Source organism: Achromobacter ruhlandii (assembly GCF_902859695.1).
Lineage (GTDB): Bacteria > Pseudomonadota > Gammaproteobacteria > Burkholderiales > Burkholderiaceae_B > Achromobacter > Achromobacter ruhlandii.
In genome coordinates, this window is record NZ_CADIJL010000010.1 from 104473 (window position 1) to 130697 (window position 26225).

The window sequence follows — 26225 nt, forward strand, 5'->3', positions numbered from 1 at the left end:
AAAGCCCGATCGTCGATCGGGCTTTTTTACGTCTGGCGGCAGGGCTGAATACGGGCGGAAGCAGGCCGCGAGTGGCGCGCCCCGGTGCCGCCGACGCGGCGCTACGCCGCCACCGGACGCTTGGACCGCAATGGCTGCGGGTCGTACATCGACGGCGGCAGCCCTTCCAGCACCGCCCGCGGATTGAGCGACCGGATCGGCACCGCGGCATCGGCCGGGATGCGGCCTTCGGCCTGCAGCAACTGATAGCGCAGGCAGCACACGCGCAGGAACGAGGTGAAGTTGGCGGCCTCGCCGCGGTATTCCACCAACTCGTCGTAAAGGCGCTCGATCAGCTGCGTCACCCGCATACCGTCGCGCGCCGCGATTTCCTCCAGCACCTGCCAGAACAGTTGTTCCAGCCGCAGGCTGGTGGCCGCCCCGTGCAGGCGCAGGGAGCGGGTTTCGGGCGCGTAGGACTGTTCGCTCGCGCGGATGAAGATTTCACACATGGGAGCTCCTGGGGCGGACACGAGGCTTGCGGGCCACTGTACGACGATAGCCGCCAGCCCGGCAAGACGCCTCTGCAGCGGGGCGATCCCCCAGGCAATGCCCCTCTGTCCCGGGGTATTCCCGCCCATTCTGCAACGATAAGTTTCTTTCGTCCGGCTCGTCCGGAAGCCGTTGATATAAATCAAGGTCTCGGACGCGTCGCCATCCGAGCATGCTAAGACTGATCTGACTTCGGAGGTAGCAATGAACAAGACCATGAAGGCCGCCGTGGCTCGCGCATTCGGCAAACCCCTGGAAATCGAAGAAGTCGACGTGCCGCGCCCCGGCGCCGGCGAACTGCTGGTGAAGATCGAGGCCTGCGGCGTCTGCCACACCGACCTGCACGCGGTCGAGGGCGACTGGCCGGTCAAGCCCAATCCTCCCTTCATCCCCGGCCACGAGGGCGTGGGCCACGTCGTGGCGGTGGGCGAAGGTGTGACGCACGTCAAGGAAGGCGATCGCGTCGGTATCCCGTGGCTGTATTCCGCCTGCGGTCATTGCGAGCATTGCCTGGGCGGCTGGGAAACGCTGTGCGAGCAACAGCAGAACGCCGGCTACTCCGTCAACGGCGGCTTCGCCGAATACGCCCTGGCCGCTGCCGACTACGTGGGCCTGTTGCCGAAGAACGTCGGCTTCGTCGACATCGCCCCGGTGCTGTGCGCCGGCGTCACGGTCTACAAGGGCCTGAAGATGACCGACACGCGGCCCGGCAACTGGGTGGTGATCTCCGGCATCGGCGGCCTGGGCCACATGGCGGTGCAGTATGCGCGCGCCATGGGCCTGAACGTGGCGGCGGTGGACATCGACGACGACAAGCTGGCCTTTGCCAAGCGCCTCGGCGCGGAAGTGGTCGTGAATGCCAAGACCACCGACCCGGCGGCCTATCTGAAAAAGGAAATCGGCGGCGCCCACGGCGCGCTGATCACGGCGGTCTCGCCCAAGGCCTTCGAGCAGGCGCTGGGCATGGTGCGCCGCGGCGGCACGGTGGCGCTCAACGGCCTGCCGCCGGGCGACTTCCCGCTGTCGATCTTCGACATGGTGCTCAACGGCGTGACGGTGCGCGGTTCGATCGTGGGGTCGCGCCTGGACCTGCAGGAGTCGCTGCAGTTCGCCGAGGAAGGCAAGGTGCATGCCACAGTGGCCACCGAGAAGCTGGAGAACATCAACAGCGTGTTCGACCGCATGCGTCGCGGCCAGATCGAGGGCCGCATCGTGCTCGACATGGCGGCTTGATCCACGCGCCGTGTCATGCAGCAAGGCGCCTGCCGCGGCAGGCGCCTTTTTTTGTGGCGGCACGGAACGCCCCCATGGCGTGGCAACGCCCCGCTTTCAGGGGCATGCGGCGCCGGCGCGCGCGTGGCAGCGCCCACGGGCGCTCGCCGCGCGGCCCAGGCTCAGTGCGTGATTCTGGTCCCAAGCACGGCCAGGAACTGCGCCAGCCACGCCGGATGCGCCGGCCAGGCCGGCGCCGTCACCAGGTTGCCGTCGGTGTAGGCCTGGTCGATGCCGATCTCGGCGTAGGTGCCGCCGGCCAGCCGCACTTCCGGCGCGCACGCGGGGTAGGCCGAGCAGGTGCGGCCTTCCAGGATGCCGGCGGCCGCCAGCAGTTGGGCGCCGTGGCAGACGGCGGCGATCGGCTTTTTGGCCTGATCGAAGGCGCGCACGATCTCCAGCACCTTTTCGTTCAGGCGCAGGTATTCCGGCGCGCGGCCGCCGGGGATCACCAGGCCGTCGTACGAGCCGGCCTCGACGCGCTCGAAATCGTAGTTCAGCGCGAAGTTGTGGCCGCGCTTCTCGCTGTAGGTCTGCGCGCCTTCGAAATCGTGGATGGCGGTGGCGATGCTCTCGCCGGACTTCTTGCCAGGGCAGACCGCGTGCACCGTATGGCCCACCGCCAGCAGCGTCTGGAACGGCACCATGGTTTCGTAGTCTTCGGCGTAGTCGCCGACCAGCATCAACAGTCTCTTGCTCATGATTGTCTCCTGGGGATGGGGGATCGCCGACTGAAGCGCCCGAGGGCCGGGCGGCCGGTTCTTGATGTTCTGCGGTCCATTGTGCTCCTACCCGCGCAGGCGAGGGTGGTAACGGGATACCACGCCAAGGTGGATGCCCCGAAGCGGGACCGCGCCCGCCCCCGACATGCATGCGCGGCCGCGCGCGGCGCCGGGCAGTGGCAGGCGCCCTACTCCAGCGCCACCGTCACCGGCTTGGCGCCCAGGAGGCTCACCAGCACGTTCGGATCGATACCCACCAGGTAGCCGCGGCGGCCGCCATTGATGTAGACGACCGGGTATTGCAGCACCTCGGCCTCGACCCACACCGGCATCTTCTTGCGCGTGCCGAACGGCGAAGTGCCGCCCACTTGATAGCCGGAGTGGCGTTGCGCGACCTCGGGCTTGCAGGGCTCGACCTTCTTCAGCCCGGCCTGGCGCGCCAGGTTCTTGGTGGAGACTTCCCGGTCGCCGTGCATCACCACGATCAGCGGCTTGGCCGATTCGTCTTCCATCACCAGCGTCTTGACCACCGCGTGCGGATCCAGCCCCAACTGGCGCGCGGCCTCGCCGGCGCCGCCATGATCGACGTAGTCGTAGGTGTGCTCGGTGTACGCCACCTTGTGCTGCTTGAGGAACTGGGTGGCGGGCGTTTCGGAAACGTGGCGGGCTTTGCTCATGGCATTGCTGTGGAAAGGCGAAGGCAAAAGTGTAGGCACGCGGGCGGCGGCGCGCAAACGCTGGCGTCAACCGCGCGGATGATGCGTGGCGTGCAGCGCCTTCAGGCGTTCGCGCGCGACGTGCGTGTAGATCTGGGTGGTGGAGATGTCCGCGTGGCCCAGCAGCATCTGCACCACGCGCAGGTCGGCGCCGTGGTTCAGCAGATGGGTGGCGAAGGCGTGGCGCAGCACGTGCGGCGACAGCGGCGCGTGCACGCCGGCCAGCACCGCGTATTTCTTGACCAGTTGCCAGAACGCCTGGCGCGACATGGCCTCGGCCCGGCCGGTGATGAAAAGCGCGTCGCTGACGCGGCCGGCGGCCAGCTCGGGGCGCGCGGTCTTCAGATACTGGTCAATCCAGTGCGCCGCCTCCGCGCCCAGCGGCACCAGGCGGTCCTTGCCGCCCTTGCCCTGCACCACGCGCACCACACCCTCGTTCAGGCTGACGTCCAGCGCCCGCACCCCGACCAGTTCCGACACGCGCAGGCCGGTGGCGTACAGCGTTTCCAGCATGGCGCGGTCGCGCAGGCCGCGCGGCTGGCCCAGGTCGGGCGCGCGCAGCAGGGCATCCACCTGCTGCTCGGACAGCGTCTTGGGCAGGCGCGGCGGCTGCTTGGCGGCGACCAGCGTCAGACAGGGATCCTGCGCCGCGCGGTGCTCGCGCAGCGCCCAGGCGTAGAAGCGCCGCAGCGCGGCCAGGCGGCGGTTGGCGGTGGTGGCGCGGGTTTCCTCGTGGCGGAAGGCGAACCAGGCCTCGATGTCGGCCTTGCCGGCCTCGGCCAGCGCCTTGGCGGGACCGGCGGGCTGCGCCTGGGCCGAAGCCGCCTCGCCGTGGCGGTCGGCCATCTCGCGGGCGTAGGCCTCGGGGTCTTCGAGCCAGCGCGCGAAGCCGGTCAGGTCGCGCCGGTAGGCGGCCAGGGTGTTGGCCGACAGGCCGTCCTCGAGCCAGACGGCGTCGATGAAGGCGTCGATATCGGCCTGGGAAGCGAGCGGTTGGCGGGAATCGGACATGGAACGGAAATCAAGGCATCAAGAGAGGTGCCCGGCGGCGGACAGCGCCGGCGCAGGCGCGCGCAACCTTGCGGCGTACGCCGGCCACGCCAGGGGGATGGGCCACATTCTACGGCGACGCTTGCGCCATGCCCTCAGCGCCCCGCCACCGCCGCGGCGGCCGACTTGAGCCAGGTCTCGAACAGCTTCAGCGCCTCGGAACGCTCGCTGCGCTGCGGATAGCCGAAGTAGTAGCCCTGGCTGACCGTCAGCGACTGCGCCACCGGCATCGCCAGCGTGCCCTGGTCCAGCGCCGGCTGCGCCAGGAACCGCGGCATCAGGCCCACGCCCAGCCCGGCCTGCACCGCCGCCATCACCATGGTGAACAATTCGTAGCGCGGACCGCCCGCCGCCTGGGGGCCATACAGGTAATTGTTGGCGCCGTACCACTGGCGCCAGGCGTCGGGGCGGGAACTCAGATGCAGATGGGTCATGCCGGCCAGCGCGCCGGCGCCGGCGCCGGCCTCGGTGACGCGGGCGGCCAGTTCGGGCGCGCAGACCGGCACCAGCTCGCGCTCCGGAAACAGCAGCACGCCCTGGGTGCCGGGCCACAGCGTGTCGCCGTGGTACAGCGCGCCGTCGAACGGCTGGTCCTTGAATTGGAACGGCAGCGTGCGCACCGACAGGCTGACGGTGATGTCCGGCTGCTCGCGCTGGAAATCCGCCAGCCGCGGGATCAGCCAGGTGGTGGCCAGTGTCGGCACCACGGCGATGTGGATACTGCGGCCCATGCCGGTGCGGCTCACCAGGCCGAAGGTGTCCTTCTCGATCTGGTCCAGGTGATGGCGGATGCGTCCCGCATATTCCGCGCCATGGTCGGTCAGCACGATGCGGCGCCGCACCCGCGTGAACAACTGCACGCCCAGCCGCGCCTCCAGGCTGGCGACCTGGCGGTAGACCGCGCTGTGGGTCAGGGACAGCTCTTCGGCCGCCCGGGAAAAACTGCCCAGGCGGGCCGAGGCCTCGAAGGCCTGCAGGGCGCTGAGGTTGGGAATGCCGTTTCTCATGGAGCGGGAACCGCCAGGAAGGAACCGAAGATCGCCGGAAACACCCGCCGCGCCTGCCGCGGCGCAACATCCGGGTCGTGCCGGCGGGTCACTAGATTGTGCAATTTTATCAATTGCGTTGTGCGATCAAGGAACATTATGCTCGGGTGTCTTAATCTCGGCTCATCCTGACACCCACCATGTCCCAGCAAGCATCCCGCCTCGGCGGCCACATCCTCGTCGACCAGCTCGTCGCCCAGGGCGTCAAACACGTTTTCTGCGTTCCCGGCGAGAGCTACCTGGCGGTGCTGGATGGCCTGCACGACGCCGACATCAAGGTCACTGTCTGCCGCCAGGAAGGCGGCGCGGCCATGATGGCCGACGCCCATGGCAAGCTGACCGGCGAACCCGGCATCTGCATGGTGACCCGCGGTCCTGGCGCCTCCAACGCGCTGGCCGGCGTGCACATCGCCAAGCAGGACTCGACCCCGATGATCCTGTTCGTCGGCCAGATCGAGCGCGGCATGCGCGAGCGCGAGGCTTTCCAGGAAATGGACTACCGCGCCGTGTTCGGCACGCAGGCCAAGTGGGTCACGGAAATCGACCAGGTCGAACGCATTCCCGAACTGATCTCGCGCGCCTTCCACATCGCCACCTCGGGCCGCCCCGGCCCGGTGGTGATCGCGCTGCCCGAGGACATGCTGGTGGAGGCCGCGCAGGTGGCCGACGCGCCGCGCTACGAGGTCATCGACGCCGCCCCCACCGCCGGCCAGCTGGCCGACCTGGAGCAACTGCTGGCCAAGGCCAACAATCCCGTCGCCATCCTCGGCGGCACGCGCTGGGACGCGCGCGCGGTGCAGCAGTTCGCCGATTTCGCGCAGCGCCACGCGCTGCCCACGGCGGTGTCGTTCCGCCGCCAGATGCTGTTCCCGGCCGACCATCCGTGTTTCATCGGCGACGTCGGCCTGGGCATCAACCCCGCCCTGCTCAAGCGCGTGGCCGACGCCGACCTGGTGCTGCTGGTCGGCGGCCGCATGTCGGAAAACCCCAGCCAGGCCTACACGCTGCTGGACATCCCGGTGCCCAAGCAGAAGCTGGTGCACGTGCATCCGGACGCCGCCGAACTGGGTCGCGTCTATCGCCCCACGCTGGCCATCAACACCTCGCCCGCCGCCTTCGCCCAGGCGCTGGCCGGCCTGAAGGCCCCCGCCCAGCCGGCCTGGGCCGAAGGCACGCAGGCCATGCGCGAGTCGTACCTGAAGTGGAGCGACCCGACCACCGTGACCACCCCGGGCGCGCTGCAGATGGGCCAGGTCATGGCCTACCTGGAAAAGACCCTGCCGGCCGACGCCATCATGACCAACGGCGCCGGCAACTACGCCACCTGGCTGCATCGCTTCCACCGCTTCACCCGCTTCGGCACGCAGCTGGCGCCGACCTCGGGCTCGATGGGCTATGGCCTGCCGGCGGCCGTCGGCGCCAAGCGCGTCTGGCCCGACAAGACCGTGGTCTGCTTCGCCGGCGACGGCTGCTTCCTGATGCATGGCCAGGAGTTCGCCACCGCCGTGCAGTACGACCTGCCCATCATCGTGGTGCTGGTCGACAACGGCATGTACGGCACCATCCGCATGCACCAGGAAAAGCACTACCCCGGCCGCATTTCCGCCACCGAGCTGAAGAACCCTGACTTCGCCGACTACGCCCGCGCCTTCGGCGGCCACGGCGAACGCGTCGAGACCACCGAGCAGTTCGGCCCGGCGTTCGAGCGCGCGCTGGCCAGCGGCAAGCCGGCCATCCTGCACTGCTTCATCGACCCGCAGACCATCACGCCGTCGACCACGCTGGACAAGATCCGCGACGCGGCGCTCAAGGCCCGGCACTGATACCCGAGAGGCGACGGCAACCCCACGGCGACGCGCCCGCGCGCGTCGCGTAAACCCCGGGTTGCCGCGCCAATTATTTTAGGTTTAAACTTTCCAGATTCCGAAAACGGAAATCCATAGCGGAGACCCAGCATGTCCTCGAATCCCTCGTTCCATTGGCAAGATCCCCTGTTGCTGGACCAGCAGCTCACCGAAGAAGAACGCATGGTGCGCGACGCCGCCCACGCCTATTCGCAGGACAAGCTGGCCCCGCGCGTGCTGAATGCCTTCCGCAACGAAAAGACCGATCCGGAGATCTTCTCGGAAATGGGTGAGCTGGGCCTGCTGGGCGCCACCATCCCCGCCGAATACGGCGGCGCCGGCCTGAACTACGTCAGCTACGGCCTGATCGCCCGTGAAGTCGAGCGCATCGACTCCGGCTACCGCTCGATGATGAGCGTGCAGTCGTCGCTGGTGATGGTGCCCATCAACGAATTCGGCAGCGAAGCGCAGAAGCAGAAGTACCTGCCCAAGCTGGCCCGCGGCGAGTGGATCGGCTGCTTCGGCCTGACCGAACCCAACCACGGCTCCGACCCCGGCGGCATGGAAACGCGCGCGGTCAAGACCGCCGACGGCTACAAGCTGACCGGCAACAAGATGTGGATCACCAACTCGCCCATCGCCGATGTGTTCGTGGTGTGGGCCAAGTGCGTGGGCGGCGAGTTCGACGGCAAGATCCGCGGTTTCATCCTGGAAAAGGGCACCAAGGGCCTGACCGCCCCCGCCATCCACGGCAAGGTCGGCCTGCGCGCCTCGATCACCGGCGAAATCGTCATGGACGAAGTGGAAGTGTCCGCCGACCAGATGATGCCCGGCGTGTCCGGCCTGAAGGGCCCGTTCACCTGCCTGAACTCGGCCCGCTACGGCATCGCCTGGGGCGCGATCGGCGCCGCCGAAGCCTGCTGGCACACCGCCCGCCAGTACACCCTGGACCGCAAGCAATTCGGCCGCCCGCTGGCCGCCAACCAGCTGATCCAGAAGAAGCTGGCCGACATGCAGACCGAGATCACGCTGGCGCTGCAAGGCTGCCTGCGCCTGGGCCGCATGAAGGACGAAGGCACCGCCGCCGTCGAGATCACCTCGATCATGAAGCGCAATTCGTGCGGCAAGGCGCTGGACATCGCCCGCCTGGCCCGCGACATGCTGGGCGGCAACGGCATCTCCGACGAGTTCGGCGTGGCCCGCCACCTGGTGAACCTGGAAGTGGTCAACACTTACGAAGGCACCCACGACGTGCACGCCCTGATCCTGGGCCGCGCGCAGACCGGCATCCAGGCTTTCTATTGATTTGCAGTTCGCCGCGCGGACGGAGCCCGGCTCTGCTCCCGACGCGCGGTTCGCCGGCGTGGCGAAGACTGTGCGCCCCTTTCGAGGGGCGTTTTTTTTGCGTGCCGCATCGCGAAAACACGAGGCGGCAATGCAACGATGCCAAACATTTATTGATAACGATTTGTGTTAGCAATAATATTTCCGATTTTTGCATCGGAGACCCATCTTGGCCCGCCCTTCCTCTTCCCGCGGGAAGCATCGCCCCGGCATTGCCCCCCTGTTCAACCCCGCCGTCCTCGCCGCGGCGCTGGGCCTGGCGCCCGCCAGCGGCGCGCAGGCGCAACAAGGCGATACCGTGCAACTGCCAGCGGTGACGGTGAACGCCGCGCCGGTCGACGATACGCTGATCCACCTCGATCGCCCGGTCAACGGCGGCGCGCTCGGTAGCCGCACGCAGCTGGAAACCCCCTTCTCCACCACCGTGGTCACGGCCGCCGACATGGAAGCGCGGCAAGTTGCCAAGCTAGGCGACGTGTTCGCGCTGGACGCCTCGGTCTCCGACAACAGCTCGGCCAACGGCGCCTGGGCCAGCTACCTGACGGTGCGCGGCCTGCCGCTGGACTGGCAGAACTCCTACCGCATCGACGGCAAGCCGTTCCTGAGTTACGTGACGACGCTGCCCTACGAGCATTTCGAGCAGATCGACCTGCTCAAGGGCGCCTCGGGCTTCATGTACGGCTTCGGCACGCCCGGCGGCCTGGTCAACTACGTGACCAAAAAGCCGACCGACGAGCCCCTGCGCGCCATCGACCTCGGCTATGGGTCCAAGGGCCTGCTGCGCGAACACGTGGACCTGGGCGGCCGGGCCGGCGCCAGCGGCGCCTTCGGCTACCGCCTGAACGCCACGCACGAGGAAGGCACGACCTACAACGATGGCTCGCTCTACCGCGACTCCGTGTCGCTGGCGCTGGATGCGCGCCTGAGCGAACGCCTGACCTGGGACTTCCAGTCGATCTACCAGGACCGCAAGGCGGTCGGCATCGAGCCCACCATCACCACCAGCCGCATGACCGGCGGCAAGCTGCCGGGCACGGTGCGCAACAGCGACACCCTGGTGGGCGAAGGCCCCTATGCCAACAACCACTTCCGCTTCTACGCCACCGGCCTGAAGTACCAGCTGAACGACGCCTGGACCTTCAGCACCAACTACAGCTACAGCTCCACCCGCACGCGGCGCAACGAGTCCGTGCTGACCCTGCGCAACGGCGCCGGCGACTACGACGACTACCGTTCCGACTACGGCGAGGCCTACCAGTACAACCAGTGGCAGGGCATGGCCGAGGGCAAATTCAACACCGGCTCGCTACGTCATCACGTCGTGCTGGGCGCCTCGTGGCAGAAGCAGAAGAACGACTACAGCTCCAACGGCGTCTACCAGCTGATGGGCACCGGCAACCTGCGCAGCCAGAACACCAACACCTACTACAGCGACGGCAGCCTGCGCCTGTACCGCGCCGCCGAGATCACGCAGAAGGCGCTGTTCGCCAGCGACACGGTCGATCTGACGGACCGCTGGTCGGTGCTGGGCGGCGTGCGCTACACCAACTACGAGCAGACCGGCTTCGACACGACCGGCGCGCGCACCTCGCGCTACGAGAAGAACGGCGTGCCCACGCCGACGGTCGCGCTGATGTTCAAGATCACGCCGCAGACCATGGCCTACGCGAGCTATATGGAATCGCTGGAGCCCGGCTCCGTCGTCGGCACGCAATACGCCAACTACGGCGCCCTGCTCGACCCGCTCAAGAGCAAACAGTACGAACTGGGCGTCAAGACCGAGCAGGAAGACTGGGCCGCGTCGGCCGCGCTGTTCCGCATCGAGAAGAAGGCCGAATACTCGAATGCCGACCGCGTCCTGGTGCAGGACGGCAAGTCGATCTACCAGGGACTGGAACTGGCCGGTTCCGCCCGCATCGCGACCCACTGGAACGTCGGCGGCAGCCTGATGCTGCTGGATTCCGAATACCGCCAGGGCGTCGGCTTCACCGGCAACCGCGTGGCCGGCGCGCCGAAGTTCGTGGCGGCGGCGCAGGTGGCATACTCGGTGCCGCAACTTCCCGGCCTGAAACTGCGCGCGGACGTCAAATACACCGGCAAGACCATGCTCGACCCCGGCAACGTGATCGACGTGCCGGGCTACGCCATCGTCAACATCGGCGCCACCTACGACACGCGTATCTACGGCTACGAGACCACCTTCCGCGCCGGCATCAATAACCTGGCGGACAAGCGCTACTGGCTGTACCAGAGCCCCAACTACGTGAAAGCGGGCGACCCGCGCACCTATGGGCTGAGCGCCAGCCTGAAGTTCTAGGAACTTAGGGTTATCAGGAACTAGCCGGGCCCGGGCCCTTGCCGTACGCTGTGCGGCATTGGCCTGGTGCCGGCCCGCTGTATCCGCCTGCCCGACCCCGGATTTTTCGTCACGACCAGGAGTCGCGCATGCAAGGCAGTCCCTCGTTCCGCCTGTGGGCGGGCATCGCCATCGCTTTTGCAAGTCACGGCGCATTCGCCGCCACTACCCTTACCATGACCACCGAGTACCCGGCCACTTCGATGCCGGGACAAGGCGTGTCCACCTTCGCCGACCTGGTGCGCGGCAAGAGCGGCGGCCAGGTGTTGATCGACGCCAGCTTCGACGCCGCGCGCGGCATCAAGTCCGGCGACATGATCGACGCAGTGCAAGCGCGCAAGGTCGATGCCGGCGACGCCTTCGCCGGCGCGCTGGCAACCAAGTATCCGATTTTCGGCGTGTCCTCGCTGCCATTCCTGGCCGACTCGCTGGCCAAGGCGCGCGCGCTGAACAAATCGGCCCGCCCGGCCTACGAGAAACTGCTGGCCGCGCATGGCCAGAAGCTGCTCTACACCACGCCCTGGCCGGCCTCGGGCATCTGGTCCAAGGGCAAGGTGGACAGCGTCGCCGCGCTGAAGGCGCTGAGCATCCGCACCTATGACGCGACCTCGCAGGACGTGATGCAGAAGGCCGGCGCGCGCGCCCAGAACATCTCGTTCGCCGACGCCATGCCGCGCATCGCCTCCGGCGAGGTCAACGCGGTGCTGTCCTCGGGCGACGGCGGCGCCGGCCGCAAGCTGTGGGAACACCTGCCGCGCTTCGCCGAGATCAACTACGCCATGCCGATCTCGGTGGCGACGATGAACCTGCAGGCCTATCAGGCGCTGGACGCGAAGTCGCGCAAGGCGATCGACCAGGCCGCCGCGCAGACCGAGGCCGAGCAGTGGAAGCGCATCGACGGCCGGTTGCAGCAGAACTACGCCAACATGCGCAAGAACGGCGTGACGATCGACACCGCCGTGCCGATGCCGGTGCGCCAGGCGCTGAAGAATGCGGCGGTGGATTCGGTGAAGCAGTGGGAGGCGGCGGCGGGGCCGGAGGGGGTGAATATCCTGAAGGCGATGCGGCGGCCGTAGGAAGGCAGAAGCCGTCCATACACGAGTCCGGGGGCTTTACGGTCACGCGTATTCCCAGACCGAACCGGACTCGACATTGGCATTGACGGTGTCGGCCATCCACCACATGCCAGGTGGCACGTGCATGGTGAAACCGCAGCGCATGCCGGCATACCCGCCAGGAGTCGTATCGTAATGGTAGGGAACCGATCCCGCATTACCGGAGACATTGTTGAGGTATCCGGCAACGATAATCGTCCCCGCAGCGACGCCAACACAATGAAACCCGACCAGTATGGGGCGGCCTGTGGTGTTCTGATACCACGTGCGCAACACGGTACTACGTGAACGAAGCTGTTGGCCTGTACCGAACACCTGCCCCCTCAACTGCTGTACGCTGGATTGGGTCACGCCGAGGTCGGAAGCCAATTGTGCGGCATCTATGCTCCCCGCGTTGGCGACAGCCCCAAAGGCCTGCACAGTCCAGACACCGGAAACGAACGTCGGATGCGCTTCTGCCCCGCCCTCGCTGTTCGTATTGCGGTTGAACTGCGGAGTGGACGTATTGGGTGCCCCCAAGAAGGAGCTAGTGCCACCCACTTCGCCATAGAAAAGCTGAGGCGTCTGGAAACCGTGCTGGTGAGCCTTGTTCTGGCTTGGCTTCAACATACCATTCAAAAGCGCACCATCACCGCGCATGAACGGCGCGCCAATCGACCCGGCGGACTTCCCGTTGTAGTCGGGCATTCGGATGGTGGTCGAACCGTCTCCGAGCGTGAAGCTACCCCGCTTGAGCGGGTCGGCCAGCCAATCGGCTTCCAGCACCACCGGCAGTGCACCCGCTGCCACCATGGCGGCGAGGTCGGGGAAAGTGGTGCGGCTGATCGTCTGCCCATCCGCGGGAATCTGGCCAGCGGGGATAGACGTACGCAGCGGCCACCATGCAACCGAACCCACGGGCGGACCGTAGGGAATCGGTGGCAACTGATCGGTCGGCACCCTGCCCGCCTCGTCCAACGTGGCTACACCGCCCGCCTGACCTTTTTCCACGAGCGGCACGGCATCCTGTACCGCGGGCAGTTGCGCGGCGGGGACGCGGCCTTCCGCATCAAGCGTCGGTACGCCACCCGGGCGCCCCTTCTCGGAGGTCTGAACCAACGCGGGCAGTTGGCCAGGGACGATGCGACCGTCGGCCGCCAGAGTCGCGACGCCGTAGGGCCGGGCTTTTTCGGCGGCAGGGATCAGGTCGGGCAATTGCACCGGCGCGACCTTGCCGTCCGCGGCCAGCGTGGCGACGCCGTTCGGCTGGCCTTTTTCCGCGAGGGGCACGGCGGGTACCGAAATCGGCAGGTGATGGACAGGCACTCGGCCATCGTCGTCAAGCGGCGCCACGCCTCCGGGCGCCGACTTCTGCGACAGCGGCACGGCCGGCGGCGGCAGGTGCGCGGCCGGAACTTTGCCCGCAGCGTCCAGCGGCGTGACACCGCCCGCCGCGCCTTTCTCGGCGGCGGGCAGGGCGGCGTCCGCCTTGCGTTGGGCCGCGGCGGCGGAGACCTCGACCGCGTCCACGCCGGCGCGCGTTTTGGCGAAGTTCTCGTTCGCGATCGCCATGGCTGCACGCAGCGTGTCGCCTGTCTGATCATTAGGCGCGTTGCCGATATTGATGGGTTTTAGGATTTGCATAGGAGAAAGGCCCTGATGGGGGACAATACGTCACGGAATGAAAAACCAGCCACGTATTGGGGTAGTGGCGGGAAATGGGTTTACGCGGCACTTGGAACTTGAGGCTGCCAGCGTCGTTGCGAGCCTGTATGGCGACTCACCGATATTCGGTCCAGAAATTCTGCGTCATGCTGTCGGCTACCACCCGGTAAGTGATTCCGGGCGGAATAACGGCAGTGAGCGACAGTGAGACGCCGTTATATGAGGTAATGGAACGCGTACCCGCGATGCCGCCCACCATCACGTACATGTTGCCCCCGGCGCTACTGTTGGACGAGCCGACGATGTAAACCGAGATCGGCCGCCCGGTACTGTTGGTGTATGTCACCCCGAATGCCCGGGACGCGCTAACGTCTTGAAGCGTCTGGCCGACGCCGAAAACCTGTGCGCGCAACGTCTGGAACGCTGCACTGAGCGCCGCATGATCACTGGCCAGTTGTGCCATATCCACGTTGCCGGGATTGATCGCGGCAGCGAAAGCGTGAATCGTCCACACGCCGGTAACGTTCGCCATCCGCGTTTCGTCGCCGGTATTGACGATCCAACGTGTGCCGTTGGTAGTCTGTCTCGCCGTGGTGAACGTGTAGCCCGCAAAATTCCCCGATGCCATCACGGCATTCATGGAGGCATCCGCCAACACATTGGTGGCTTGATTGAATCCGCTCACGACACGGTAGTCCATCGGCCCGAGCTGGTCCGATTGCAACCTGCCAGGCACGCCCGAGGATTTCGCGCCGTCGCCTCGCAACACCGCCGCCGCCAGAGACCCTGCGGCCCTGGCGTTCAAATCGGGCACGCGGAAGGTGGTGGATCCGTCTCCCAAGGTGTAGCTTCCCCGCTTGAGCGGATCCGCCAACCAGTCCGCCTCCGGTACCACCGGCAACTTACCGCTGATCACCATCGCTGCGAGATCGGGAAACGTGTCGCGAGAAATGGTCTGCCCATCGGCGGGAATCTGGCCCGACGGGATGGAAGTGCGCAGCGGCCACCATGCTACCGAGCCGACCGGTGGTCCACTGGGCAGAGGCGGAATTTGGCCCACGGGTACTTTGCCCTCCGCGTCCAGCGTCGCAACGCCACCCGGCCGGCCCTTTTCGTCCGGCAGCACTGCGGCCAGTTGGAGTGCCGGCACTCGCCCCTCGGCGTCCAAAGTCGCGATGCCGCCCGGACGCCCCTTGTCGGCCGCAGGGATCAACGGCGGTAATTGATTAGCGACGATCCGGCCATCCTCGCCCAGGGTTGCTATGCCATTAGGCTGCGCCCTCGCCGAGGCTGGAACAAGCTCAGGCAGTTGTGCGAAAGGTACCTTGCCGTCAGCGGCCAACGTCGCCACGCCATTGGGTTGGCCCTTTTGCGCCAGGGGTACCGACGGCTGCGGCACCGGCAGATGATCGGCAGGCACACGGCCGTCATCATCCAACGGTGCCACGCCCCCCGGCGCCGATTTCTGCGTCATCGGAATTGCAGGCGGAGGCAGGTGCACGGCCGGCACCTTGCCCGTCGCGTCCAGAGGCGCCACGCCGCCAGCCGCGCCTTTTTCGATGTCGGCAATCGCCGCGTCCGCCTTGCGCTGCGCGGCGGCGGCGGCCACTTCGACGGCTTCCACGCCGGAGCGCGTCTTGGTGAAGTTCTCGTTCACCAATGCCATGGCGTCGCGCAGCGTGTCGCCGGTCTGGTCGTTCGGCGCATGGCCGACGTTGATGGGTTTGAGGAGTTGCATGAAGGGAACCTCGATGACGGATGAAAGCAGCGGCGCTGCGCAAGAAAAAGCCCACCGGCGGATGCGGGTGGGCCTGAGAGAAATGCCGGGGTCAGAGCAGGAAGGGGGTGCTCGATGGCTTGGGCCATTGGGCGTACCCATATACGAAAGGCCCGCCTGGTTCCCCGGGCGGGCCTTCAATGTCGCTGGGCACAATTCTCCCACGACGCGTTCATGTTACGAGCATCCGTGCTACCGGACAAGGCAACTGCGACACTGGCGAGGCCCTCGGCGCGGGCGGAGCGCAACCGCAGGCTAGTCGCCCGACAGATCGAACAAGCTGGTCGCGTCCAATTCCAGCACGCCCTCGTCATGCTGGTTGATCACCGTCCAGGCCCAGGTGATGATGCCCAGGTCCGGCCGCGACGAAGACGTACGCACGCCCTGCACCCGCGCTTCCAGGCGCAACTGGTCGCCAGGACGCACCGGCGTGCGCCAGCGCACTTCGCCCAGGCCGGGCGAGCCGAAGGACTCGGAATCGTGCAGCGCGGCGTCCACCGCCATGCGCATGGCCAGGGCGCAGGTATGCCAGCCGCTGGCGATGAGGCCGCCCCAGCGGCCCTCGGCGGCCCGCTTGAGATCGGTGTGGAACCACTGCGGGTCGTACTTGCGGGCGAACTCGAGGATTTCGGCTTCCGTGATGGTGACCGGACCGGCCTTGATCAGCATGCCGTCCTTGAAATCAGCGAACTTCATTGGTGGACTTCCCCTCGCATGGATGACCCCTGGAGGGCTTGCCGGAAGCCGGCCGCCCGTTCAATAGGTCTCGAAGTGCAGCCGCCCCTCGCGGCGCAACACATCGTGCAGGATAGTCCAATCCTGTCCCGCTTGCACCGTCACCTCGCGCAAGGCGTCCAGCACGCCGACTTCCATGCCCTTCAGGCCGCAGACGTAGATGCAGGTGTTGCGATCGGCGAGCAGTTCGCGCACGGCGGCGGCGCGTTCGCGGATCAGGTCCTGCACGTAGCGCTTGGGCTGGCCGGCTTCGCGCGACAGCGCCAGGTTGATGTCGATGAAGTCGCGCGGCAGTTTCATCAACGGGCCGAAATACGGCAGCTCGCGTTCGGTGCGGGCGCCGAAAAACAGCATCAGGCGGCCATTCTCCCCCGTTTCGATGCGGCGCCGGTAGCGCTCGGTCATGGCGCGCATCGGCGCCGAACCGGTGCCGGTGCAGATCATGATGAGGTTGGCGCGCGGGTGGTTCGGCATCAGGAAGGTATGGCCGAACGGACCGATCACCTGCACGGTGTCGTTCTTGGCCAGGTCGCACAGGTAGTTGGAGCAGACGCCGTTCACCGACTGGCCCTGGTGGTCCTCGGTGACACGTTTCACGGTCAACGACAGGTTGTTGTAGCCGGCGCGTTCGCCGTCGCGCGGACTGGCCAGTGAGTACTGGCGCGCGTGGTGCGGCCGGCCCTGGGCGTCGGTGCCGGGCGGCAGGATGCCGATCGACTGGCCCTCCAGCACCGGGAACGGCAGCTCGCCGAAGTCCAGCACGATGTGATGGATGTCGCTGTCGGTGTCGGCGCCGGTGACGCGGTAGTTGCCGACCACGGTGGCGGTCACCGGCGTCTTGTGGGTGTAGAGGTTGACGTAGGGATGCGCGGCGGACCACGGCGGCACGCTGGCGCCGGGCGTGGCGGACGGCATGGCTGCCACCCCGGCGGACGACACCGGCTCGACGACCGCGTTCGCCGCCTCATCCACGATGGCCGCGGCCGCCGGCAGGGGCTGTTCGCGCGGCAGTTCGTCCCAGCTCAGTTGGTCCTGCACCGAATAGGCGTCGCTGCGCACCACCAATCGCCAGTTGTCGATCGAGCCGGTGGGGCACGGCGGCACGCAGGCCATGCAGCCGTTGCAGATGTCCGGGTCGACCACGTAGTTGTTGCTGTCGTGCGTGATCGCGTCGATCGGACAGGTTTCTTCACAGGTGTTGCAGCGGATGCAGATCTCGGGGTCGATCAGGTGTTGTTTCAGGACTTCCATGGGCAGGGCGGCGTTCATCGCGGTCATCCGAATGCGCGGCGCGGCGGCGCATTGCGCCGCCACGGGGCCTTAGTTGAAACGAACGTACTCGAAGTTCACGGGCTGGCGGTTGATGCCCATGACCGGCGGCGCGATCCAGTTGGCGAACTTGCCGGGCTCGGTCACGCGGCCCATCAGCGAGGCGACGAACTCACGGTCCTCCGGCGTGGGCAGCCATTGGTGGCGGTGCGCCTGCCATTGCGCCTCGGACAGGATCTCGCCCTCGGGCGACATGCGGATGCCGGCCAGCGTGCCGATCTGGCGGTTGAAGGCCTTGTGCGGCACCTGCAGGCGGAAGGCGATGCCGCTCTTTTCGATGACCTTGTTCCAGCGGCCGATGCCGGCCACCGAGTCGCGGATGAAGTCGTCGCGCAGCACTTCGTTGAGCGCGTTCAGCATCGGCACCTCGATCTCGCGCAGCCTGCCGTTGTCGACCGACAGCACGCGGTAGGTGTCGTTCTTGAGCTGGTGGTCGTCGTTGCGCTTGCTCTCTTCGTAGCGGCCTTTCAGGCCCGAGCCGTAGAAGATGGCGGCGTTGGACGACTGGTCGGCGCCGAACAGGTCGATGGTGACGCTGTAGTGGAAGTTGAGGTAGCGCTGGATCGTCGGCAGGTCGATGACGCCGGCGGCGCGCACGGCGGCGGGGTCGTCGGTCTTCAACTGGTTCATCACTTCGCAAGTGCGCTGGATCACGCGCGAGATGCCGGATTCGCCCACGAACATGTGGTGCGCTTCCTCGGTGAGCATGAACTTGGTGGTGCGGGCCAGCGGGTCGAAGCTGGATTCGGCCAGCGCGCACAGCTGGAACTTGCCGTCGCGGTCGGTGAAGTAGGTGAACATGTAGAACGCCAGCCAGTCCGGCGTCTTCTCGTTGAAGGCGCCGAGGATGCGCGGGTTGTCCGAATCGCCGGAGGTGCGCTGCAGCAGCGCGTCGGCCTCTTCGCGGCCGTCGCGGCCGAAGTAGCGGTGCAGCAGGTAGACCATGGCCCACAGGTGGCGGCCTTCCTCGACGTTGATCTGGAACAGGTTGCGCAGGTCGTACTGCGACGGCGCCGTCAGGCCCAGGTGGCGCTGCTGCTCGATCGACGCCGGCTCGGTGTCGCCCTGCGTGACGATGATGCGGCGCAGGTTGGCGCGGTGTTCGCCCGGCACGTCCTGCCAGACGTCGCGACCCATGTTCTCGCCGAAATGGATCTTGCGCTGGCCGTCCTGCGGCGCCAGGAAAATGCCCCAGCGGTAGTCGGGCATGCGCACGTGGTTGAAGTGGGCCCAGCCGTCGGGCTCGACGCTCACGGCGGTGCGCAGGTAGACATCGAAGCCGTGCGAGCCGTCCGGCCCCATGTCCTGCCACCATTGCAGGTAGTTGGGCTGCCAGTGTTCCAGCGCGCGCTGCAGGGTGCGGTCGCCGGACAGGTTGACGTTATTGGGGATCTTGTCGCTGTAGTTGATGCCTGACATTGTCTCTGCTCCTGGATGGACGGCCGCGTCGGGGCGGCGTCGGGTCTTGGGGCGGCGGCCGCGCTGCGCGGGCCGGCGCCGTGTATGGGGACTTGCTGCGCGGGCCGCGTTAGACGCGGTTCCAGTCGAATGTCGCCTGCTCGCCCTTGCCGTAGAGCTTGAGCGCGCCCTTCTCGCCCGCCGCGTTGGGGCGGTTGAAGATCCAGTTCTGCCAGGCGGTCAGGCGGCCGAAGATGCGCGTCTCCATGGTTTCGCGGCCGCCGAAGCGCAGGTTGGCTTCCAGGCCGGTGAGCGCGTCGGGCGACAGCGCGCGGCGCTCTTCGAGCATCATGCGCACCTCGTCGTCCCAGTCGATGCTGTCGGGCGCGTAGGTCACCAGTCCCAGCGCCAGCGCGTCGCGCGCGGCCAGCGGCTGGCCGGCGCGGGCCCGCACCGCTTCGAGCGGCGCGGTTTCCTCGTGGAAGCGGCGTTGCAGGCGGCTCTGGCCGTTGACCATCGGGTAGGCGCCGAAGTTGGCCTCGCCCACGATCAGCTGGGCCGCGTCGTGTTCTTCGCCGTCGCTGTCCAGCATGTAGCTGCGGTCGGCGGCCAGCGCCAGTTCCAGCAGCGTGCCGGCAAAGCACGAACCCGGTTCGACCAGCGCGAACAGGCTGCGGGAGGTCACGTCCAGGCGCGCCAGCGTGCGGCGCAGCAAGCCGGCGGTTTCGCGCACGAACCAGTGATCGGCGTGGCGTTGCAGCGCGGCGTCGGCGGCCAGCACGGCCTGCGCGTCGCCCTCGGTCTTGAAGATCCAGGTGCCGATGTCGAGTTCATTGGTGCGCAGCGACAGGATGGCGTCGTCCAGTTCGCGCGCCATCTGCAGCGGCCACCAGGCCGCGCCGGCGGCCACGATGTCGGCCAGTTCCGATTCCACCGGGCCTTGCGGCGCGCGCACCGTCCAGGTGGCCTGGCGCTTGGCGCGATCCAGTTGCACGTCGACGTAGCGGTAGGACAAGGCATCGGCGCCTTCCTCGCGCGCCAGCGGCGTCAGCGCCACGCCCGCCTCGCCGGCGGGGCGGCTGCTGCCCTCGGCCAGCGCCAGCGCGCGCTCGCGCACCGCGGCCTCGAACTGCGCCGGCTTGACCACGTCGTCGACCAGGCGCCAGTCCTTGGCGCGCTGGCCGCGCACGCCTTCGACCAGGGTGCAGAAGATGTCGGCGTGATCGTGGCGCACGCGGCGCTTGTCGGTGACGCGGGTCAGGCCGCCGGTGCCCGGCAGCACGCCCAGCAGCGGCACTTCGGGCAGCGCGACCGAGGACGAGCGGTCGTCGATCAGCAGGATCTCGTCGCAGGCCAGGGCCAGCTCGTAGCCGCCGCCGGCGCAGGCGCCGTTGAGCGCGGCGATGAATTTCAGGCCGCTATGGCGGCTGGAGTCCTCGATGCCGTTGCGGGTTTCGTTGGTGAACTTGCAGAAGTTCACCTTCCAGGCGTGTGAGGACAGGCCCAGCATGAAGATGTTGGCGCCCGAACAGAAGATGCGGTCTTTCATGCTGGTGACGACCACGCTGCGCACCTCGGGATGCTCGAAGCGGATGCGCTGCAGCGCGTCGTGCAGCTCGATGTCCACGCCCAGGTCGTAGGAATTGAGCTTGAGCTTGTAGCCCGGACGCAGGCCGCCGTCCTCGGCCACGTCCATCGCCAGCGTGGCGACGGGGCCATCGAACGACAGTCGCCAATGGCGGTACTGGGAGGGATCGGTCCGAAAGTCGACCTTGTTGGCGGCGCTGCTCATTGCTTGTCTCCTGATGCCCTAGCCGGATAGGAAAAATACTGCACGACATGAATTATTATGCAGATTAGTGCAGGCAAAAATCAGCGTCAAGCAAAATATGCACAAAAGTGCAGGTCGTTGGAAACACGTCGAGGCGTACGCCACTGAAGCCCCCATCCCCCGACGGACAGGCCGGCGCGCCCCGCCAAAGAAAAGGCCGCCCCAACGGGCGGCCCTGGCGGTCGGCGAAAGACGCGGGCGCTACAGCGGCAGGCCGCAGGCCTTGCGCACCTGGGTACGCAGGCCGGCGAAGCTCTCCTGCACGTCCAGGTGGCTGGTGCCCCAGGTCAGGTCGGCCTTGGCGTAGAACGCCTCGCGCCCGGCCAGGATGCGCTTCAGGTCGGCCATGGCCTCGTTATTGCCAGACATCGGCCGGAAGTCCCCCTGCGCCATCACCCGGCCCATGTGCTCCTCGGGCGTGGCGCGCAGCCAGACCGTGTAGCAGTGCGCCAGCAGCAGGTTGAGCGTGGCCGGCTCGGACACCAGGCCGCCGGGGGTGGCCAGCACCATTTCCGGATAGATCTGCACCGCCTCTTCCAGCGCGCGCCGCTCGTAGCGGCGATAGGCGTTCGGGCCGTACAGGTTGTGGATTTCCAGGATGCTGCAGCCGGCCACGCGCTCGATCTCGCGATTCAGCTCGACGAACGGGTAGCCCAGGTCATCGGCCAGCATCTGGCCCAGCGTCGACTTGCCCGCGCCGCGCAGGCCGATCAGCGCGATGCGCTGCGTGCGGTTAGGGCGCTGCGCGCCGGCGCCCACGCCGAACAGCTGGGTCAGCGCCTCGCGGGCGCGCTGCAGATCGGACTCGGTGCGGCCGCTGAGCAGCTCCCGGATCAGCAGCCAGTCGGGCGATTCGGTGGTGACATCCCCCACCAGCTCGGCCAGCGCGCAGTTGAAGGCCTTGGCGATCTGCAGCAGCACCAGGATCGAGGCATTGCCCACGCCGTGCTCGAGATTGGCCAGATGCCGCTCGGACACGCCGGTCACCTGCGACAACCCCTTGCGCGTCATGCCGCGGATGGCCCGCAGGCGGCGCACCCGCTCGCCCAGCGCCACCAGGAAGGCTTCCCGCCTGGGTTCGGTTGGCGCCGCGTCTTCTAGCGCTTGGTTCATGGTGTAGCTGACTCCGCAAAAACCCTGATAACACCCGATTTATGCACTATAGTGCTTGACCCACATCAATGGAAGCACTATTTTTCCTCAAACAGCTTCAACAGCATGTCAGGTGCGACAAAACAGCACTGGATTGCATCCGCCGCTGAAGCGCCGACAGTGTATAGGAGGAGACCGGGTGAGCACGCCAGAACGATTCCACGCGCTGATGCGCCAGGTGACGGACCTGATGGCCGGCCAGGCGCTCGACGGCGCCCTGCAGCAGCGCCTGAACCAGCAGGCCGGCCCCGACAGCGCGTTGTACGCCGACATCTTCGCCGCCTGTAGGCAGGGCGTGGCCGACGGCTGGATGTGCAACCGAGAAGGCGGCGGCATCCGCTACGGCCGCGTCATCAAGCCGGCCGAGGACCTGGGCGGCTGCTCGGTGGACGTGGTCGACATGGACGACCTGGCCGGCCCGCACCACGCGCATCCCAACGGCGAAGTCGACATGATCATGCCGCTGACCGACGCGGCGCGTTTCGACGGCCACGGCGCCGGCTGGCTGGTCTACGGCCCCGGCAGCGCCCACCGCCCCACCGTGACGCAGGGCCGCGCGCTGGTGCTGTACCTGCTGCCCGGCGGCGCCATCGAGTTCACCCGCGCATGAATCCGCGCCCCGCTTCCCCACAGCGCCCCGGCCGCGCCCCGCGTGGCCGGCCGGCTGCCGGCGCGGGCTGACCCGCGCCTCATGCATGTCCCCGGTCACGACAAGCCGCCAGACGCTTGCGGACCGCCGGACAGGCCGCCCCGCCCGCCAGGACACCAGGAGACAGCCGTGAATGCCTGCCCCGCCGAACTGAACTTCGCCAGCCACCTGGCCGCCTTGAACGCGCCGCGCGCCGCCAAGCTGGCCTACATCGACGACGCCCGCCAGCTCACCTACGGCGAACTGGCCGAACGCGTGGCGCGCATGGCGGGCGCACTGCGCCAGTTGGGCCTGCGGCGCGAAGAACGCATCCTGCTGCTGATGCAGGACACGGCGGACTGGCCGGTGGTGTTCCTGGGCGCGCTGCACGCCGGCGTCGTGCCCGTGGCCGTGAACACCCTGCTGACGCCGGACGACTACGCCTACATCCTCAACCACAGCCGCGTGCGCGCCGCCTTCGTCTCCGAGTGCCTGCTGCCGACCTTGCAGGCCGCGCTGGCGCAGGCGCCTGGCGAGGTCGAGCACCTGGTGGTGTCGCGTCCCACGGCGGCGCCGCCTGCCGGCGCGCACGAACTCGACGCGCTGCTGGCCGCCGCCCCGCTGGCGCCGGCCGCGCGCACGCTGTCCGATGAGATCGCCTTCTGGCTGTATTCGTCGGGCTCTACCGGCAAGCCCAAGGGCGTGGTCCACACCCATGGCAACCTGTGGCACACCGCCGAGCTCTACGCCAAGCCGGTGCTGGGCATCCGCGAGGACGATATTGCGTTCTCGGCCGCCAAGCTGTTCTTCGCCTACGGGCTGGGCAACGGCCTGACCTTTCCGCTGTCGGTGGGCGCCACCGTCGTGCTGATGGCCGAGCGGCCCACGCCGCAGGCCGTATTCCAGCGCCTGGTGCGGCACCGTCCGACCGTGTTCTACGGCGTGCCGACGCTGTACGCCAGCATGCTGGCCGCGCCCGACCTGCCGCCGCGCGAACAGGTGGCGATGCGCATCTGCACCTCGGCCGGCGAAGCCCTGCCGCGCGACATCGGCGAACGCTTCCAGCGCCATTTCGGCTGTGACATCCTGGACGGCATCGGCTCGACCGAGATGCTGCACATTTTCCTGTCGAACCGCGCCGGGCAGTTGCGCTACGGCACCACCGGCAAGCCGGTGCCCGGCTACGAGGTGCAACTGCGCGATGACAACGGCGCGCCGGTGGCCGCCGGCGCGATTGGCGACCTGTACATCAAGGGCCCGAGCGCGGCGCTGATGTACTGGAACAACCGCGACAAGACGCGCCAGTGCTTCCTGGGCGATTGGCTCAAGAGCGGCGACAAGTACATCTGCGACGCCGACGGCTACTACACCTATGCCGGCCGCAGCGACGACATGATCAAGGTCAGCGGCCAGTACGTGTCGCCGGTGGAAGTGGAGAACGTGCTGGTGCAGCACGAGGCGGTGCTCGAAGCCGCCGTGATCGGCGTGGCGGACCACGACGGACTGGTCAAGACCAAGGCCTACGTGGTGCTGCGGCCGGGCTACGCGCCGGACGCGAACACCGGCGCCGACCTGCAGCGCTACGTCAAGCAGCACCTGGCGCCCTTCAAGTATCCGCGCCAGATCGACTTCACCGACGAACTGCCCAAGACCGCCACCGGCAAGATCCAGCGATTCCGCCTGCGGCAGTTGGAACAGGTCACGCCATGAGCGCCGTGCCCGCCCCCGAGCCCACCGCCCTGGCCGACGTGCGCGCGGCGGGACGCGACCTGCGCCTGGAGTACCAGTGGATCGCGGCCGCGCGCCGGGATGCGCCGCTGCTGGTGTTCCTGCACGAAGGGCTGGGGTCCGTGTCGATGTGGAAGGACTGGCCGCGGCAGGCCTGCGCCGCCGCCGGCTGCCGCGGGCTGGTCTATTCGCGCCATGGCTACGGCCGCTCCACGCCGCTGGCCTCGGGCGAAAAGCGTCCGGTCGACTTCATGCACCGCGAGGCCGCCGACGTACTGCCCGCGCTGCTCGCCGCGCTTGGCATCGACGCCAGCCGCGACCGGCCCATCCTGTTCGGCCACAGCGATGGCGGCTCCATCGCGCTGCTCTACGCCGCCCTGCATCCCGGCGCAGTCGCGGGCATCGCAGTGGCGGCGCCGCACATCTTCGTCGAGGACCGCACCGTGGCGCATATCGAACAGGCGCGCCAGGCCTACCGCGACACCGACCTGCGCGCGCGGCTGGCGCGTCATCACGATGATGTCGATTCAGCCTTTCGCGGCTGGAACGACGTCTGGCTGGACCCCGCCTTCCGCCGCTGGAACATCCAGGATCACCTGCCCGCCATCGCCTGCCCCGTGCTGGCGATGCAGGGCGTGGACGATGAATACGGCACGCTCGAACAGATACGCGGCATCCGCCGCGCCGCGCCGCAGACACGGCTGCTGGAGATTCCCGACTGCCGCCACTCGCCGCACAAGGACCAGCCCGCCATCGTTATCCAGGCCATCGCCGGCTTCGTCGGCGCGCTGGACCAACCCGGCCGCCCCAGCGGCAGCCCATGACAAGCACGGAGACACCACCATGACCCACGCCCTGACCCGGGCCGCGCTGAGCGCGGCGCTGATGCTGGCCGCAAACGGCGCCCTGGCCGCCGACAAGCTCAAAGTCGGCTTCATGCTGCCCTACAGCGGCACCTACGCCGCGCTCGGCACCGCCATCGAGAACGGCTTCAAGCTGTATGTGGCCGAACAGGGCGGCAAGCTCGGCGGGCGCGAGATCGAGTACTTCAAGGTGGACGACGAGTCCAATCCGTCCAAGGCCGCCGAGAACGCCAACCGCCTGATCAAGCGCGACCAGGTCGACGTGCTGATCGGCACCGTGCACTCGGGCGTGGCGATGGCGCTGGCCAAGGCCGCCAAGGACGCCGACACCACGCTCATCGTGACGAACGCCGGCGCCAACGCCATCACCGGCCCGCTGTGCGGCCCCGGCATTTTCCGCACCTCGTTCACCAACTGGCAGCCGGCCTACGCCATGGGCCCGGTGGCGAAGGCGCGCGGCCACAAGACGGCGGTGACCATCACCTGGAAGTACGCGGCCGGCGACGAGGCCATCGGTGGTTTCAAGGAAGGCTTCGAGCAGGCCGGCGGCAAGGTGGTCAAGGAACTGAGCCTGCCCTTCCCCAACGTCGAATTCCAGTCGCTCCTGACCGAGATCGCCGCGCTCAAGCCCGACATGGTGTTCACCTTCTTCGCCGGCGGCGGCGCGGTCAAGTTCGTGCAGGACTATCACGCGGCTGGCCTGGACAAGACCATCCCGCTGTACGGCTCGGGCTTTCTCACCGACGGCACGCTGCAGGCGCAGGGCGCGTCGGCGCAGGGGCTGCTGACCACCCTGCACTACGCCGACGGCCTGAACACGCCGCGCGACAACGCCTTCCGCGCCGACTACGGCAAGGCCTACAACATGCAGCCCGACGTGTACGCGGTGCAAGGCTACGACGCCGCGCAACTGATGCAGTCGGGGCTGGCGGCGGTCAAGGGCGACTTCGGCAAGAAGGCGGAATTCCGCGAGGCCATGCGCGGCGCCACGGTCGACAGCCCGCGCGGCGCGTTCACGCTGTCCAAGGCCGGCAACCCGGTGCAGGACATCTACCTGCGCCGCGTCGACGGCCTGGAAAACAAGGTGGTGGACGTGGCCGTGCGCAAGCTGGCCGACCCGGCCCGCGGCTGCAAGCTCTAGGAC

Annotated in this window: 21 protein-coding genes; 9 read left to right on the top strand and 12 right to left on the bottom strand. The window is 67.6% G+C overall.

Translation table 11 applies throughout. The annotated features are described in order from the left end of the window. Positions 1-101: 101 nt before the first annotated feature. The gene (locus HV742_RS14635; RefSeq protein ID WP_049075427.1) at positions 102-491 is read right to left on the bottom strand and encodes a ribbon-helix-helix domain-containing protein; all 390 of its coding nucleotides are present in this window, start codon (positions 489-491) and stop codon (positions 102-104) included. 244 nt (positions 492-735) lie between these two features. Here HV742_RS14635 and adhP point away from each other — a divergent pair, with 244 nt between their 5' ends. Then, complete coding sequence (gene adhP, locus HV742_RS14640) at positions 736-1764, top strand: alcohol dehydrogenase AdhP (protein ID WP_049075429.1); 1029 nt, start codon at positions 736-738, stop codon at positions 1762-1764. Positions 1765-1925: 161 nt separating this feature from the next. Here adhP and HV742_RS14645 read toward each other — a convergent pair whose 3' ends face one another. The 4 genes from HV742_RS14645 to HV742_RS14660 all read right to left on the bottom strand — a co-directional run bounded on the left by HV742_RS14645 (position 1926) and on the right by HV742_RS14660 (position 5298). Next, a complete protein-coding gene (locus HV742_RS14645) occupies positions 1926-2504 on the bottom strand; it encodes a DJ-1/PfpI family protein (RefSeq protein WP_059272295.1) in 579 nt (192 codons plus the stop codon). A gap of 209 nt (positions 2505-2713) precedes the next feature. Continuing rightward, the gene (ybaK, locus tag HV742_RS14650) at positions 2714-3202 is read right to left on the bottom strand and encodes a Cys-tRNA(Pro) deacylase (RefSeq protein WP_054501069.1); all 489 of its coding nucleotides are present in this window, start codon (positions 3200-3202) and stop codon (positions 2714-2716) included. A 66-nt stretch (positions 3203-3268) separates the two neighbouring features. After that, positions 3269-4252: a site-specific tyrosine recombinase XerD gene (gene xerD / locus HV742_RS14655; RefSeq protein WP_049075436.1), complete on the bottom strand. Its 984-nt coding sequence runs from the start codon at positions 4250-4252 to the stop codon at positions 3269-3271. A gap of 134 nt (positions 4253-4386) precedes the next feature. Beyond that, entirely contained in the window at positions 4387-5298 is a 912-nt protein-coding gene (locus tag HV742_RS14660) for a LysR substrate-binding domain-containing protein (protein WP_049075438.1), read from the bottom strand. A gap of 179 nt (positions 5299-5477) precedes the next feature. Between HV742_RS14660 and HV742_RS14665 the strand changes: the two genes are divergently transcribed. The 4 genes from HV742_RS14665 to HV742_RS14680 all read left to right on the top strand — a co-directional run bounded on the left by HV742_RS14665 (position 5478) and on the right by HV742_RS14680 (position 11957). Further along, positions 5478-7160, top strand: a complete 1683-nt coding sequence (locus HV742_RS14665; protein ID WP_175145795.1) for a thiamine pyrophosphate-binding protein — start codon at positions 5478-5480, stop codon at positions 7158-7160. A 132-nt stretch (positions 7161-7292) separates the two neighbouring features. Continuing rightward, positions 7293-8486: an acyl-CoA dehydrogenase gene (locus HV742_RS14670; protein ID WP_006385528.1), complete on the top strand. Its 1194-nt coding sequence runs from the start codon at positions 7293-7295 to the stop codon at positions 8484-8486. Between the two features lie 208 nt (positions 8487-8694). After that, a complete protein-coding gene (locus tag HV742_RS14675; protein ID WP_175145796.1) occupies positions 8695-10842 on the top strand; it encodes a TonB-dependent siderophore receptor in 2148 nt (715 codons plus the stop codon). 128 nt (positions 10843-10970) lie between these two features. Then, the gene (locus HV742_RS14680) at positions 10971-11957 is read left to right on the top strand and encodes a TRAP transporter substrate-binding protein (RefSeq protein ID WP_175145797.1); all 987 of its coding nucleotides are present in this window, start codon (positions 10971-10973) and stop codon (positions 11955-11957) included. 42 nt (positions 11958-11999) lie between these two features. Here HV742_RS14680 and HV742_RS14685 read toward each other — a convergent pair whose 3' ends face one another. The 7 genes from HV742_RS14685 to HV742_RS14715 form a co-directional block, all read right to left on the bottom strand. Continuing rightward, positions 12000-13619 (bottom strand): phage tail protein, encoded by a 1620-nt coding sequence (locus HV742_RS14685; RefSeq protein ID WP_175145798.1) that lies wholly within the window; start codon positions 13617-13619, stop codon positions 12000-12002. Between the two features lie 136 nt (positions 13620-13755). Continuing rightward, positions 13756-15378, bottom strand: coding sequence for a hypothetical protein (locus HV742_RS14690; RefSeq protein ID WP_064528333.1), 1623 nt, complete (start codon positions 15376-15378; stop codon positions 13756-13758). A gap of 294 nt (positions 15379-15672) precedes the next feature. After that, a complete protein-coding gene (locus HV742_RS14695) occupies positions 15673-16113 on the bottom strand; it encodes a MaoC family dehydratase (protein ID WP_054417183.1) in 441 nt (146 codons plus the stop codon). Positions 16114-16173: 60 nt separating this feature from the next. Beyond that, entirely contained in the window at positions 16174-17421 is a 1248-nt protein-coding gene (gene boxA / locus HV742_RS14700) for a benzoyl-CoA 2,3-epoxidase subunit BoxA (protein WP_054417182.1), read from the bottom strand. Between the two features lie 51 nt (positions 17422-17472). Further along, entirely contained in the window at positions 17473-18900 is a 1428-nt protein-coding gene (gene boxB / locus HV742_RS14705) for a benzoyl-CoA 2,3-epoxidase subunit BoxB (RefSeq protein WP_049075447.1), read from the bottom strand. 109 nt (positions 18901-19009) lie between these two features. After that, entirely contained in the window at positions 19010-20671 is a 1662-nt protein-coding gene (gene boxC, locus HV742_RS14710; RefSeq protein WP_068980122.1) for a 2,3-epoxybenzoyl-CoA dihydrolase, read from the bottom strand. A 240-nt stretch (positions 20672-20911) separates the two neighbouring features. After that, complete coding sequence (locus tag HV742_RS14715) at positions 20912-21823, bottom strand: helix-turn-helix transcriptional regulator (RefSeq protein WP_175145799.1); 912 nt, start codon at positions 21821-21823, stop codon at positions 20912-20914. A 178-nt stretch (positions 21824-22001) separates the two neighbouring features. On the opposite strand from HV742_RS14715, the gene HV742_RS14720 reads away from it, so the two are divergent. From HV742_RS14720 to HV742_RS14735, 4 genes are all read left to right on the top strand, one after another. After that, positions 22002-22472, top strand: a complete 471-nt coding sequence (locus HV742_RS14720; RefSeq protein WP_020926744.1) for a DUF4863 family protein — start codon at positions 22002-22004, stop codon at positions 22470-22472. Between the two features lie 168 nt (positions 22473-22640). After that, a complete protein-coding gene (locus HV742_RS14725; RefSeq protein ID WP_175145800.1) occupies positions 22641-24200 on the top strand; it encodes a benzoate-CoA ligase family protein in 1560 nt (519 codons plus the stop codon). Continuing rightward, positions 24197-25042 (top strand): alpha/beta fold hydrolase, encoded by an 846-nt coding sequence (locus HV742_RS14730; RefSeq protein ID WP_175145801.1) that lies wholly within the window; start codon positions 24197-24199, stop codon positions 25040-25042. Before HV742_RS14725 ends, HV742_RS14730 begins: the two co-directional genes overlap by 4 nt. Positions 25043-25061: 19 nt before the next feature. Continuing rightward, the gene (locus HV742_RS14735; RefSeq protein ID WP_068952122.1) at positions 25062-26222 is read left to right on the top strand and encodes an ABC transporter substrate-binding protein; all 1161 of its coding nucleotides are present in this window, start codon (positions 25062-25064) and stop codon (positions 26220-26222) included. Positions 26223-26225 lie beyond the last annotated feature (3 nt).